The organism is Rhizobium nepotum 39/7 (assembly GCF_000949865.1).
Classification (GTDB): Bacteria; Pseudomonadota; Alphaproteobacteria; order Rhizobiales; family Rhizobiaceae; genus Agrobacterium; species Agrobacterium nepotum.
On record NZ_JWJH01000007.1, the window covers coordinates 90,142 to 103,548 of the forward strand.

General features: G+C 62.3%; 12 protein-coding genes. 10 read left to right on the top strand and 2 right to left on the bottom strand.

Annotation, left to right across the window (positions count from 1 at the left end; genetic code table 11):
* Positions 1-4: 4 nt before the first annotated feature.
* From cobN to RS75_RS08730, 5 genes are read left to right on the top strand one after another with little or no spacing between them, the layout of a single operon-like run.
* Positions 5-3,355: a cobaltochelatase subunit CobN gene (gene cobN, locus RS75_RS08710; protein ID WP_045019330.1), complete on the top strand. Its 3,351-nt coding sequence runs from the start codon at positions 5-7 to the stop codon at positions 3,353-3,355.
* Positions 3,352-4,707, top strand: a complete 1,356-nt coding sequence (cobG, locus tag RS75_RS08715; RefSeq protein WP_045019332.1) for a precorrin-3B synthase — start codon at positions 3,352-3,354, stop codon at positions 4,705-4,707. The genes cobN and cobG overlap by 4 nt, the downstream gene beginning before the upstream one ends.
* Positions 4,704-5,336: a precorrin-8X methylmutase gene (locus RS75_RS08720; protein ID WP_045019334.1), complete on the top strand. Its 633-nt coding sequence runs from the start codon at positions 4,704-4,706 to the stop codon at positions 5,334-5,336. Before cobG ends, RS75_RS08720 begins: the two co-directional genes overlap by 4 nt.
* Positions 5,333-6,100 (top strand): precorrin-2 C(20)-methyltransferase, encoded by a 768-nt coding sequence (locus tag RS75_RS08725; protein ID WP_045019336.1) that lies wholly within the window; start codon positions 5,333-5,335, stop codon positions 6,098-6,100. Before RS75_RS08720 ends, RS75_RS08725 begins: the two co-directional genes overlap by 4 nt.
* Positions 6,097-6,858 carry a precorrin-3B C(17)-methyltransferase gene (locus RS75_RS08730; RefSeq protein ID WP_045019338.1) on the top strand — a complete coding sequence of 254 codons (762 nt, stop codon included), beginning with the start codon at positions 6,097-6,099 and terminating at the stop codon, positions 6,856-6,858. Before RS75_RS08725 ends, RS75_RS08730 begins: the two co-directional genes overlap by 4 nt.
* On the opposite strand, the gene RS75_RS08735 is transcribed toward RS75_RS08730, so the two are convergent.
* Positions 6,825-7,607 (bottom strand): cobalt-precorrin-6A reductase, encoded by a 783-nt coding sequence (locus RS75_RS08735; RefSeq protein ID WP_045019340.1) that lies wholly within the window; start codon positions 7,605-7,607, stop codon positions 6,825-6,827. The two genes, RS75_RS08730 and RS75_RS08735, sit on opposite strands and share 34 nt — an antisense overlap.
* On the opposite strand from RS75_RS08735, the gene RS75_RS08740 reads away from it, so the two are divergent.
* From RS75_RS08740 to cobM, 3 genes are read left to right on the top strand one after another with little or no spacing between them, the layout of a single operon-like run.
* Positions 7,606-8,865 (top strand): bifunctional cobalt-precorrin-7 (C(5))-methyltransferase/cobalt-precorrin-6B (C(15))-methyltransferase, encoded by a 1,260-nt coding sequence (locus RS75_RS08740; RefSeq protein WP_045019341.1) that lies wholly within the window; start codon positions 7,606-7,608, stop codon positions 8,863-8,865. The two genes, RS75_RS08735 and RS75_RS08740, sit on opposite strands and share 2 nt — an antisense overlap.
* Positions 8,859-9,278: a cobalamin biosynthesis protein gene (locus RS75_RS08745; RefSeq protein WP_045019342.1), complete on the top strand. Its 420-nt coding sequence runs from the start codon at positions 8,859-8,861 to the stop codon at positions 9,276-9,278. The genes RS75_RS08740 and RS75_RS08745 overlap by 7 nt, the downstream gene beginning before the upstream one ends.
* The gene (gene cobM / locus RS75_RS08750; RefSeq protein ID WP_045019343.1) at positions 9,275-10,048 is read left to right on the top strand and encodes a precorrin-4 C(11)-methyltransferase; all 774 of its coding nucleotides are present in this window, start codon (positions 9,275-9,277) and stop codon (positions 10,046-10,048) included. Before RS75_RS08745 ends, cobM begins: the two co-directional genes overlap by 4 nt.
* Here cobM and RS75_RS08755 read toward each other — a convergent pair.
* The gene (locus RS75_RS08755; protein WP_045019344.1) at positions 10,003-11,133 is read right to left on the bottom strand and encodes a cobalt-precorrin-5B (C(1))-methyltransferase; all 1,131 of its coding nucleotides are present in this window, start codon (positions 11,131-11,133) and stop codon (positions 10,003-10,005) included. The genes cobM and RS75_RS08755 overlap by 46 nt on opposite strands.
* A gap of 58 nt (positions 11,134-11,191) precedes the next feature.
* Between RS75_RS08755 and cobA the strand changes: the two genes are divergently transcribed.
* Together cobA and RS75_RS08765 are read left to right on the top strand one after the other, a co-directional pair.
* A complete protein-coding gene (gene cobA / locus RS75_RS08760; protein WP_045019345.1) occupies positions 11,192-11,980 on the top strand; it encodes a uroporphyrinogen-III C-methyltransferase in 789 nt (262 codons plus the stop codon).
* Entirely contained in the window at positions 11,977-13,293 is a 1,317-nt protein-coding gene (locus RS75_RS08765; protein WP_045019347.1) for a cobyrinate a,c-diamide synthase, read from the top strand. The genes cobA and RS75_RS08765 overlap by 4 nt, the downstream gene beginning before the upstream one ends.
* The last annotated feature ends 114 nt before the right edge of the window (positions 13,294-13,407 follow it).

Sequence of the window (13,407 nt, forward strand, 5' to 3'; positions counted from 1 at the left end):
CAAGATGCACATCCTCGCCACCACATCCTCGTCTCTGGACGATCTGATCGAGCCGGTTGATCTCAACCAGCCCCGTTCGGATGTGGTGATGCTGTCTTTTTCAGCGAGCGATATTGCAGGGCTGGAACAGGTTTGGCGGCAGGCGGGAGGTGCGCTTCCCACCCTGTCCGCCGCCAATCTGTCCGAGCTTCGGCACCCCATGTCGGTCGATCTGTGGATCGAAAAAACGGCGGAACATGCCTGCGTCATCCTTATCCGGATTCTTGGTGGAGCGGAGCGCTGGCGTTACGGCGTCGATCAGCTTTCTATTCTGGCGCGCAGGCGCGGTATCAGGCTTCTGCTTTTGCCGGGTGAGTGCAGTGAGAGAGACGAAAAGCTCGAAGCGGCCTCGACCGTCGATAGGCAAATTTTGGCCTCGGCCCTCTCCTTCTTCCGCGAGGGCGGACGGAAGAATATGGACCGACTTGCCGTTGGTCTTGCGGCACTTTCAAGTGGTGATGCATGGCCGGATATCGAGGCTGAATCGCTGCCGAAGGCCGGTTTCTACCGGCCGGGCGAAGGCGTCGTGGATCAGGCGCAAGCCTGCGCGGGTTTTCCCGCCGGCGCGGCTATCCTGCCCGTTCTCTTTTACCGCTCCATGCTTCTGGCAGACGATGTGGCGCCGGTGGATGCGCTCTTCAATGCTCTCTTGCAGCGCGGGTTTGCGCCCTTGCCGATTTTTGTCAGCGGCCTGAAGGATGGGGAGGCGATCCGTTTCCTCGAAACAGTGCTGCCAAGTCTTGAGCCTGCTGTCATAATCGCTGCTACTGCCTTCGCAAGCCAGATGGATGACGGTGGCAAGACGCTGTTTGACCGTCTCGGCGTGCCGGTGTTTCAGGTGGTTATGGCGACGACGCGGCGGGATGGCTGGGCAGAGAACGCGCGCGGCCTCAACCCGTCAGATCTTGCCATGCATGTGGTGTTGCCGGAACTGGATGGCCGGATTCTTGCCGGTGCGATCTCATTCAAGCAGGCGCGAACGGATGGCGGTGCCAGCCTGGTGAATGCGCCCGAAGCGGATCGTATCGAGCAGGTTGCAAATCGAATTGCCGCCTTTGTCCGGCTGAAACATTCAGCATCAAAGGATCGCCGCATCGTCATTCTGGTGCCGGATTATCCGGGTGCGGCGCCGGGGCGCACCGGTTATGCCGTCGGTCTCGATGTCCCGCAAAGCGTGCTTGAAATGCTGCACGACCTTTCCGGGGCGGGATACGCTGTTGAGGACATTCCCGAAACGGTGCGGGCTTTGCTGGATTGCGTCGAGCGGCAGGAAGCGGCTGTCGAACTTTCAGCCTATCAGGATTTTCTTGCGGCCTTGCCTCAGGGAGCTGCCACGTCCGTGGATGCGACGTGGGGGGCAGCCGAGCAGGATGATGCGTTTGCCGACGGCGCATTCCGGTTTCGCGTTGCCCGTTTCGGCCAAGTGTTTGTAGCGCTCGCGCCGGATCGGGGGCGCAATGAGGATCGGCGGGTGGACTATCATGACCCCGCCCTGCCGCCTCGCCACGCGCTTGTCGCCTTCGGTGCGTGGATGCAGCGGGTCGTGGATGCGCATGCCGTCGTGCATGTGGGGGCGCACGGCACGCTGGAGTGGTTGCCGGGCAAAACGGTGGCGCTTTCCCGCGATTGTTTTCCCGAAATCGTCACCGGTTCGCTGCCAGTGGTCTATCCGTTTATCGTTTCCAATCCGGGCGAGGCGGCGGTCGCCAAACGGCGGATTGCTGCCGTTACCATCGGCCATATTCCGCCAGTGCTGATAGATGCCGGGCTTTCGCCGGAACAAGTGGCGCTGGAACAGCTGGTCGATGAATATGCGCAGGCGGATGGGCTGGATCGCCGCCGCCGCGACCGGCTGGCGAAGCTGATTGTTGAAAAGGCGCTGGAAACCGGGCTTGCGGCCGATGCGGGCGTGGGCGCGAAGGACGACGCGGATGCGGCGCTGTCACGCATCGATGCCTTTCTCTGCGACCTCAAGGATTTTGCCATCAAGGACGGTCAGCATGTTTTCGGCCGCAGCCCCGAGGGCGAGACCGATCCCCTGAGGCTTGAAAGTGCCGCAGCGGAGAAAGCAGCTCTGCTTGCCGCGCTTGATGGTGGGTATGTTGTCCCCGGCCCTTCCGGCGCGCCGGCGCGCGGACGTCTGGACGTGCTGCCGACAGGCCGCAATCTCTATGCCGCCGATCCGCGCACCATGCCGACACCGACAGCTTTCGAGCTGGGCCGCATGGCGGGCGAAGAAGTGCTTCGGCACCATCTGCAGTCCCATGGCGACTGGCCGAAACATCTGGTTTTCGATCTCTGGGGCAGCGCCAGTCTACGCAATGGCGGCGAGGATGTGGCGCAGGCGCTGCATCTGATGGGGGCGAGACCGATCCATGATCCGGCCACCGGGCGCGTTACCGGCATCGAGGTTCTGCCGCCGGCCAGTATCGGGCGGCCGCGTGTTGACGTCACATTTCGGATTTCCGGCCTGTTCCGCGATATGTTTCCGGCGCTGATCGCTCTTCTCGACGCTGCCGCCAAGGCCGTCGCGCGGCGGGAGGAAGCGCCGGGGGACAATCCGCTGGCTGAAGAGGCGGCCGCACTCGGGTTTATTCCGGCCCGTATCTTCGGCTCCGCACCCGGCACCTATGGTGCGGGCATCGAGGAAAAACTCGCCAGCGGAAAATGGGACGAGCGTGAGGAGCTGGGGCAGGCCTATCTCGATGCTGCAAGCCACGCCTTCGGTGGTGCGGATGGGCTGGAGATTTTCGCGAATGCCGGTTTCACGGAACTGGTGCGGCGCGCCGATCTTCTGGTGCATACCGGCGATGATCCGGGCCGCGACCTTCTGGACGGTTCGTCCGATGTCGCCTTCATCGGCGGTTTTTCCGCCGCGAAGGCTGCTCTTGGCGGCGTCGCTGATATTGTGGCGCTGGATACGACCGATCCGGGGCGTCCGCGTGCCCGGTCCATTTCGCAAGCGCTGACACGGGTGGTGCGTGCCCGCGCCGTCAATCCACGCTTCATCGCCGGCCAGATGCGGCATGGCCCGCGCGGGGCGGCGGAATTTGCCGAGACGGTGGACCGGCTGATCGGTTTTGCCGAAACCACCCATGCGGTTTCCTCCTCGTTGATCGAGGCGCTTTACGACGCCTATTTCGGCAATGACGAAGTGCGCGATTTCATTCTGCGGGAAAATCCGAAGGCGGCGGAGGTGATGGCGACGCGCTTTTTATCCGCCCGCCGTCGCGGCCTGTGGCACAGTCGCCGCAACGCGGTCGATGCCGAGCTTGAAATGCTGATCTTGCCCTGCTCCGAGAGGGTCGGCGCATGAGGGCGGCGGCTTCCGATCCGGTCCAGTCGTTTGGCCGTCGTGGCACATGTCCGGCCTTGTCGACCCCGATGCTGACCGGTGACGGGTACCTGTCGCGGATCGCATTCGAGGCGGATATTACGCCCCGCGATATGATCGCGCTTTGCGAACTTGCCCAGCGGCACGGCAACGGGTTGATCGACATTACCGCACGCGGCAGTCTGCAATTTCGCGGCCTGACGCCCGAAAGCGCCTGCACCCTGGAAAATGATGTTCTAGCACTGGGTTTGCCGCTTCGCGACGGACTGGCCGTCGAGACCTCACCTCTGGCCGGAAGGGACGATCAGGAAATCGCCGATGGCAGTCTGCTTGCCGAAGAAATTCGCAGAGGGACCGAGGCACTGGCGCTGCATGAAAAGCTCGCGGCCAAGATGTCCGTCATCATCGACGGTGGCGGTCGCATCTCTATGGGAGATTTGGTTGCGGATATTCGCCTGAAGGCGGTGTTGCTGGACGGTCGAATCTTCTGGCGATTGCTTGTCGGCGGGGCAGAGCGCACGGCGCTCAATGCGGGATTGGTTGAGACGGATGTGGCGGCGCGTATTGTCCTGTCTCTGCTCGTCTATCTGGCCGGCAAGGGGCCGCTTTCCCGTGGTCGCGATCTGGATTTGCGGACGATAAAAGCGATTGGTACCAGCCTGGTTGACCGTGCAATCAAGAGCGAGGCTCAAGCGTCTTCTTCACCTCTGGGGCTGACAGCGGTGGGCAAGGGCATTATCGCGGCCGGTATTGCACCCGCATTCGGGCAAGTCCAAGCTTGCGATTTGGCACTCCTCTGCGAGCAGGCGCAAGCAGTTGGTATCGAGGCATTGCGTCCGTCGCTCAATCATGGCCTGCTATTTTTCGGATCGCCGGATGCATGTGGGACGTTGCTGGAGACTGCAAGAATTTCCGGTTTCGTCACGGCAGCGGGTGATACGCGGTCTTCCATCGCCGTCTGCCCCGGCGCGCCGGGCTGCGCCTCGGCTTTTCTGCCCACGCATGAACTGGCCGCCTTTGCATCGAAGGAACTCGCCTCGTTGCTCGATGGCTCCTTCACGCTGCATATTTCCGGCTGCGGAAAGGGCTGTGCGCACCCCGCTGCGTCGCTTCTGGCCCTTTCCGGCAACGCCGATGGTCTGGCCTTTTCGATCTCGGGACGCGCCTGCGGCCCGCATGACAGTATTTTACCTTTCGAGCAGCAGAGGACGGGACTTTCGCGGCTTGCCCGTCTTTACGAAAAAGAACATAAGCCCGGGGAAAACGCTGCCAACCTGTTTGCCCGCCTGGGTAAAGGGGCAATCGCTGCGGCGCTTCGACAGGATGACCTATGACCGACCATGACTATATTCGCGACGGCAATGCGATCTATGAGCGCTCCTTCGCCATTGTCCGCGAAGAAGCGGATTTATCCGCCTTTACCGAAGAACAGGCGGATATTGCCGTTCGCATGATCCACGCCTGCGGGCAGGTGGAGGCGGCCAGCCATTTCCGGTTCTCGCCGGATTTCGTTGTCGCTGCGCGTGGTGCGCTTCTCGCCGGCAAGCCCGTTCTATGCGATGCGGAAATGGTTGCGCATGGTGTTACCCGCGCCCGGCTTCCGGCTGATAACGATGTGATCTGCACCCTTCGCGATCCGCGCACGCCGGAGCTTGCGAAAAAGATCGGCAATACGCGTTCCGCTGCCGCGCTCGATCTCTGGGCGGAGAAGTTGGACGGCGCTCTCGTTGCCATCGGCAATGCACCTACCGCGCTGTTCTATCTTCTGGAGATGCTGGAGAAAGGCGCCGCACGTCCGGCCGCCATCATCGGCATGCCGGTTGGTTTTGTCGGCGCGGCGGAATCAAAGGATGCGCTGGAGGTAAGTTCGCTCGGCATTCCCTATGCGATCGTCAAGGGACGCATGGGCGGCTCGGCCATGACGGCTGCCGCCGTCAACGCGGTTGCGAGGGCGGGTCTGTGAGCGCGGCTCTTTTCGAGATTCCGAAGGGCAAACTCGTGGGTGTCGGCACCGGCCCCGGCGATCCCGAGCTTCTGACACTGAAAGCGGTCCGCGCCATCGAAAATGCCGATGTCCTCGCCTTCTTCTGCAAGAAGGGCAGCAGCGGCAACGGTCGCGGCATCGTTGAGGCTTTCATTCGTCCGGGCACGCTGGAAATGCCGCTGGTCTATCCGGTGACCGTCGAGAGCGATAAAAACGGCGAAGAGTATCGCGGCGCGATCGCCGCGTTTTTCGATCAGTCGGCGAAGGACATCGCCGTCCACCTCGATGCAGGGCGCAACGTTGCCGTGCTCTCGGAAGGTGATCCGCTGTTTTACGGCTCCTATATGCACCTTCATTTGCGGCTTGCGCCGTCTTATGCGGCGGAGGTCGTCGCGGGTATCACGGCCATGTCCGGTTGCTGGTCCATGGCCGGTCTGCCGCTGGTGCAGGGCGACGACATATTGAGTGTTCTTCCCGGCACGCTTGGCGAAGATGTTCTGACCGAGCGTCTGTCCGGTACGGATGGCGCCGTCATCATGAAGGTGGGGCGCAACCTGCCGAAGATCCGCCGGGCATTGGAAAAGGCCGGCAAGCTTGAACAGGCGCTTTATGTGGAGCGCGGCACAATGGCGAACAGCCATGCGGTGCCGTTGATCGAGCGTGACGCATCGCCAGCCCCCTATTTTTCGCTGGTTCTCGTGCCGGGCTGGAAAACCAGGCCCTCTGCGGGAGAAGCGTCATGACCGGAAGGCTGGTCGTTGTCGGCGTCGGCCCCGGCAGTGCGGGGCAGGTGACACCGGAGGCGCTCGCCGCCGTCGAGGCGTCGGAGGATTTCTTCGGCTACATCCCCTATCTCGACCGCCTGTCGCTCAGACCCGACCAGCGCCGTCACGCTTCCGATAATCGCGAGGAAATCTCCCGCGCCGAACAGGCGCTGCGGCTTGCAGCCGTTGGCGGCAAGGTGTGCGTGGTTTCCGGCGGCGACCCAGGTGTTTTCGCGATGGCGGCGGCGGTTTGCGAGGCGATTGAAAACGGTCCGTCCGAATGGCGCGACATCGACTTTTCGGTCGTGCCGGGCGTAACAGCCATGCTTGCAGTTGCGGCAAGGGCCGGCGCGCCGCTCGGGCATGATTTCTGCGCCATTTCACTGTCGGATAATCTCAAGCCCTGGGGCATCATCGAAAAACGGCTGATCGCGGCGGCGGAAGCCGGATTCGTGATGGCCTTTTATAATCCCGTCAGCAAGGCGCGGCCACACCAGCTTGGCACCGCCTTCGATCTGTTGCGGGCGCATTTGCCCGGCTCGGTGCCGGTGATCTTCGGACGGGCTGCCGGCCGGACGGATGAGCGTATCCGTGTCGTGCCCCTGTCGGAAGCATCGAGCGATATGGCGGATATGGCCACCTGCATCATCGTCGGTTCTGTGGAAACCCGTCTGATCGAGCGTTCGGACAAAGACCCGCTGGTCTATTCGCCGCGCTTTTCGAGAAGAGAGAGCTGATGGCGAATGGCGGTGAGCGCAGCTGCGATATCCGGCACGGGCGCGTCACTCACGCTCGTCTCGTCCAACTGCGGAGGCCGCTCGATCATGATGACGGGCAGGCCCAGCCGCCGCGCCGCTTCGATCTTGCCGTAACTGGCGCTGCCGCCGGAATTCTTGGAAACCACCGTGCCGATACGGTTTTCCTCCAGCATGCGGATTTCGTCATCGAGCGCAAACGGTCCACGCGCTGTGATGTAACGCGCATCCGGCACCTTCAGCGGCGGCTCCACCGGATCGACGCTACGGATGAGATAGCTGTGTTGGGGTGCGGCTTCGAACGGAAGAAGCTCCTGCCGGCCAAGCGCCAGAAACACGCGCCTGCTTTCATCACCAAGCGCGGTCACGGCCTGTTCGACGGTGTCGGCACTGTGCCATGTGTCACCCGGTTGGCGCTGCCAGACGGGGCGCGAAAGCGCCACGAGCGGCACTTCGGCAAGCCGTGCCGCCTCGATGGCGTTGGCGGAAATTCTGGCCGCATAGGGATGGGTGGCGTCCACGAGAATATCGAAACCCTCGGCCCGAATGAAGTTCGCCAAACCCGTCGCACCGCCAAAGCCGCCGCTGCGCATAGGCACAGGCTGCTCGACCGGCGAGAGCGTGCGACCGGCCATGGAGAGCAAAATTCGGTAGCCGGATTCATCCGCCAGTTTGCCGGCCAGAATACGGGCATCCGCCGTGCCGCCGAGAATGAGTATGGAGCGTGTCATGACGTCTGAATATTCCGGAACGGGCAATGCTTCCACCGAAAAGAAAGAAAAGCCCTGGCTTTCCATCATCGGCATCGGCGAAGATGGGCTTGAGGGTCTTGGCCGGAATGCGATTGAGGCTATAGAGGCTGCCGAGATTGTTTTCGGCGGTAAACGCCATCTGGAGCTGGCGGCTGCGGCCATTCGCGGCGAAGCGCGCGCCTGGCCAGTGCCGTTCGATGCGGAGATGCGCGATGTCGTGGCCTTGCGCGGCAGCCAGATCTGTGTGCTGGCCTCCGGCGATCCATTTTTTTATGGCGTCGGCGTCACGCTTCTGCGGCAGATCGAGGCGGATGAGACCATCTGCTATCCATCGCCTTCCGCTTTTTCTCTCGCGACCGCGCGGCTTGGCTGGGCATTGCAATGGGTCGAATGTGTATCGCTGCACGGGCGATCCATCGATCTTTTGCGACCGTATCTGCATCCCGGCGCGAGGATAATCGCGCTCACTTCGGATGCCCGAGCGCCTGCTTTGATCGCGGAATTGCTGGCGGGTTCGGGTTTCGGCCAGTCGGAGTTTATTCTGCTCGAAGCCTTGGGAGGAGAGCGGGAGCGACGGCGGCAAATCAGGGCGGCCGATTTTGCCTTTGAAGACATCGATCCGCTGAATGTGGTGGCTGTCGATGTCGTTGCGGCTGAGGGCGCACGCGTCCTGCCCTTTGCGCAGGGGCTGGATGACAACCTGTTCGAGCATGACGGGCAGATCACCAAGCGTGAAATCCGCGCCGTGACGCTGTCGTCGCTGGCGCCACGCCGGGGCGAGTTGCTGTGGGATATCGGTGCCGGTTCGGGTTCTATCGGCATCGAATGGATGCTGTCGCACCCCTCGCTTCGTACCATTGCCATAGAGCAGCATCCGGAACGGGCAGAGCGTATCGCCCGTAATGCCGAAGCCTTCGGCGTTCCTGGGCTTGAGGTCATGATCGGCACGGTACCTGCGGCTTTCGAAGGTCTGCCTTCACCGGATGCGATTTTCATTGGCGGTGGCGGCAGCGAAACGGGTGTGCTTGAGGCTGCCATAGAGGCTTTGAAGCCGGGCGGGCGGCTGGTTGCCAATGCCGTGACGCTGGAAATGGAGGCGGTGGTGCTTGCCGCCCATGCCAGGTTCGGCGGTTCGATGATCCGTCTCGACGTGTCGCGTGTGACGACCATCGGTTCCATGTTCGGCTGGCGTCCGGCCATGCCGGTGACACAGTGGAGCTGGATCAAGCCATGGTGACCGTGGCCGGCATCGGCTGCCGCAGAGGCACGGGTTCGGATGCTATTATTGCAGCTGTGCGAGCTGCCGAGCACGCTTTTGGCATGACTGTCGAATGTCTGGCGACTGCGCCGCTCAAAGCGGAGGAAGCTGGACTTGCGGAAGCGGCTAAATGCCTATCGCTGCCGCTTGAAATTGTATCGCAGGAACGGCTCGAGGCGGTTGCTTCGAAAACAATGACATTTTCACAACTAAGTCTCGATCATGCCGGGACGCCAAGCGTCAGCGAAGCTGCGGCACTTGCTGCCGCTGGAGAGAATGCAAGGCTGGTCGCGCCACGGCTTGTGGTTGGCGATGTGACGGTGGCGATCGCAACGACGGGCGACGCGCTACATGATCGCGACCGCGCCGTTGAACATGGAGAAAAACAATGACGGTTCATTTCATCGGCGCCGGTCCGGGTGCTGCCGATCTCATTACGGTGCGCGGGCGCGATCTTATCGCCGCATGCCCGGTCTGCCTTTACGCCGGTTCGCTGGTTCCGAAGGCGCTTATCGATTATTGCCCACTGGGCGCGCGTATCGTCGATACGGCAGCGCTTTCGCTGGACGAGATCGAGGCGGAATTCGTTGCCGCGGCCAAGGCGGGCAAGGATGTGGCGCGACTGCATTCCGGCGATCTGTCGGTCTGGAGCGCCATGGGCGAACAGATCCGCCGACTGGAACGGCTGGGTCTCGATTATACCGTCACGCCCGGCGTTCCCTCTTTCGCCGCTGCCGCTGCCGCCTTGCAGCGGGAACTGACGGTGCCGGAAGTGGCGCAAAGTCTCGTGCTGACCCGTATTTCGGGCCGGGCCTCGAAGATGCCGGAAGGCGAGACGCTGAAAGCCTTCGGCGCGACAGGTGCGACGCTGGCCATCCACCTCGCCATCCACGCCATCGGCAAGGTGGTGGAAGAGTTGACGCCGCTTTACGGCTCCGATTGCCCGGTGGCCATCGTTGTCCGCGCCTCCTGGCCGGATGAGCGGGTCATTCGCGGCACATTGTTCGACATTGAGGGAAGGCTGGCGGCCGAACCGGTCGAGCGGACGGCTCTGATTTTCGTCGGGCACGGGCTTGCCTCGACGGATTTTCGAGAGAGCGCGCTCTATAGTACCGACTATGTCCGTCGGTTCCGGTCTCCGAAGGAAGATACGAAGGGCTGATGCGACGGTGTGGAAGCGGTGCGACCCTTGAGCGTACCCTGACGATCGAACACCAGAATATCGAGCGCGATGGCGGGCGTCTTCAGCGCCGCCGCCGCCGTTACCCAGGCTTTTTCCGCAACGACCGCACCGAGATCTATCCCAGCGCCTTCGGCCAGCTCAAAGGCGTGCGCGACCATGTTGGCCTGACGGATGGCGATGGCAAGATTTTCATCCCCTCCCGCCTCGGTTGCCAGCGCCGCCAGCGCTTCGAGATCGGCGAGACCTTTTTTGGAGTGCACGTCGAGCATGCCCTGGGCGAGCTTGGTCATCTTGGCGACGCCGCCGGCAATCGTCACCCGCTCCACAGGGTGGCTGCGCAGATATTTCAGCATGCCGCCGATGAAATCGCCCATGTCGATCAGCGCGGTCTCAGGCAGGCCGTAAAGCGCCTGTCCGGCTTTTTCGGAGGTATTGCCGGTCGCGCCGAGCAGATGGGCGCAGCCGGTGGCACGCGCCACGTCGATGCCGCGCCAGATGGAATGGATCCAGGCCGAGCAGGAAAAAGGGATGACGATGCCGGTGGTGCCGAGAATGGAAATACCGCCGAGGATGCCGAGCCTGCCATTGAGGGTTTTTTCCGCGAGTTTCTCACCGTCGCGAACCGAAATCTCGACCTCGAAGTCGGCATTCTCTCCGGCCACCTCGTAAATGGCGGTTTCGATCATTTTGCGCGGCACGGGGTTGATGGCGGGTTCGCCCGGCGGCAGGGGCAATCCCGGCCGGGTGATGGTGCCGACACCTTTTCCAGCCTTGAAGGTGATGCCGCTTCCAGGCTGGCCTCGTCGCACCGTGCTCTCGATCAGCGCGCCGTGGGTAACGTCGGGATCGTCGCCCGCATCCTTGACGATGCCGGCGCGGGCGAAGTTTTCACCTTTTTCCTCGGTGGCGAGGGAAAATGCCGGCCGCGCGCCGCTTGGAAGTTCGACTTCGACAGGGTAAGGAAATTCGCCGGTCAAAAGGGCAGCGCAAGCCGCCTTCGTAGCGGCTGCCGCGCAGGTGCCCGTGGTCCAGCCGCGGCGAAGGGTCTTTCCATCTGTTTCCATATGAATTCCTATAGCCGGGACGGCATTTTCCGTCATCGTTAAAAAAGCAGCCGAGAGAATGTCGATAGTAGAGGTCTTAAACAACATCGCCGCAAAAGGTCCGGTCTTTAAGGCCGGCCACGTCTGGCTTGCGGGTGCGGGGCCGGGCGATGTGCGTTATCTGACGCTCGAAGTGGCGCTCGCGCTTTCGCAGGCTGATATTATTGTTCGGGATGCGCTGGTGAGTGACGACGTCGTTGCCCTCGGCCCCCAGGCGGAAATTGTTTTTGCCGGCAAGCGCGGCGGCAAGCCTTCGGCCACACAGGATGACATTACCGCGTCGCTGATCGATTTTGCCCGGCACGGTAAAAAGGTGTTGCGGCTTAAGGGTGGCGATCCCTTTATTTTCGGGCGTGGCGGCGAAGAGGCAGAGGCGCTTGTCCGCGCCGGCATTCCGTTCCGTATCCTGCCGGGCATGACCTCGTCGCTCGCGGCCCTTGCTTCTGCGCGTATTCCCGCCACCATGCGCGGTATAAGCCGCGCTGTCACGCTTGCCACGGGCCATGCGGCCGGAACCGAAGAGGATCTGGACTGGCTGGCGCTGGCGAAAACACAGGAACCCATCGTCGTTTATATGGGGCTGAAGAATATAGGCTCGATTGCCGATCTTCTGATGCAGGGTGGCCGTTCGGGCAAAACGTCGGTCGCCGTCATCATGTCGGCAACGACGGCGCAGGAGCGCATTTTTATCGGCACGCTGGAAAGCATAGCTGACGATGCAAAGCGGGAAAATTTCGAGGCACCGGCCCTGATCGTCATCGGCGAAATCGTTTCGATGCGAAACCGCCTCGGGGGTGACAGTTCATGACGGCGCGGGCAATCATCATCGGCGCACCGCGCTCGGGTTCCGGCAAGACCAGCGTGACCATCGGCCTGCTCAGGGCTTTTGCGCGGCGCGGCATCAAGGTGCGTGGTATCAAGACGGGGCCGGATTATATTGATCCCGGTTTCCATGCCTTTGCCACCGGCACGCCCGGCCTCAATCTGGACAGCTGGGCCATGCAGCCGGAACTGTTGCGGCATCTATTTTCCCAACAGACCGACGGCGCTGACCTTATTCTGATAGAAAGCGCCATGGGCCTGTTTGACGGCATTCCCGTGGCGGAAAACCGCACCGGTTCGGCGGCGGATCTGGCGCGGCTGTTTGGCATTCCCGTGCTGCTGGTGCTGGATGTGTCCGGCCAGTCGCAGACGGCGGCGGCTGTCGCCTATGGTTTTGCCCATTATGATCCGGCCGTCACCATGGCGGCGGTGGTGCTGAACCGGGCCGGCAGTGAAAGACACAGGACGCTGTGTACGGAGGCCATCGAAAAAATCGGCCTTCCCGTTGCGGGCTGCGTCCTGCGCGATCCGTCGCTCGTCCTGCCGGAACGGCATCTGGGCTTGGTGCAGGCCAGCGAACATCCGGAAATCGACGCGCATATAGAACGGCTGGCGGATGCGATGGAAAAATCCATCGATCTCGATGCATTGCTTTCCCTCGCAGCGCCGGTGGACGTGCCGTCCGGCTCGGCGGAGGCGGCGATTGCGCCGCCCGGCCAGCGCATAGCACTTGCGGACGACGCGGCTTTCACCTTCCTCTATCCGCATCTCAAGAACCATTGGCGCGCAGCCGGAGCAGAGATCGTACCCTTCTCGCCACTTGCCGACGAGGCGCCGGACGAGACCTGCGATATTTGCTGGCTGCCCGGCGGTTATCCCGAACTTCATGCCGGAAAGCTCGCTGATGCGGCCCGCTTCAAAGCGGGTATCACCCGTTTTGCCGCGACAAGGCCGGTGCATGGCGAGTGTGGCGGGTACATGGTGTTGGGAGCAGCTCTGGAAGATGCCGATGGCGTGACCCATGCCATGACCGGGCTTTTGTCGCACGCCACCAGTTTTGCGACACGCAAGATGAATCTCGGCTACCGGCAGGCCTCAATAGTGGCGAATGGGCCGCTCGGCAGGACGGGCGAGGTTCTGCGCGGCCATGAGTTTCACTATGCCCGTGTTATCGATCCGGGCGACGATGAGCCATTCGCCCAGATCGCCGACGGGCAGGGTCGCCCGCTCGGCCCTTCGGGTGGTCGACGAGGCCGCGTGTCAGGCACCTTCTTCCATGCCATCGCCAGGGGCGGATAGGCAATCCGACGACCAGATGCAGGGCTGCGGCAAAGTGGAGCGGACGGCGAAAGTTTGTAGTCTGGTGTAGTAGGTAAGTGCTATATAACCGCTATCGTCCAGAGTTTCCGAAAC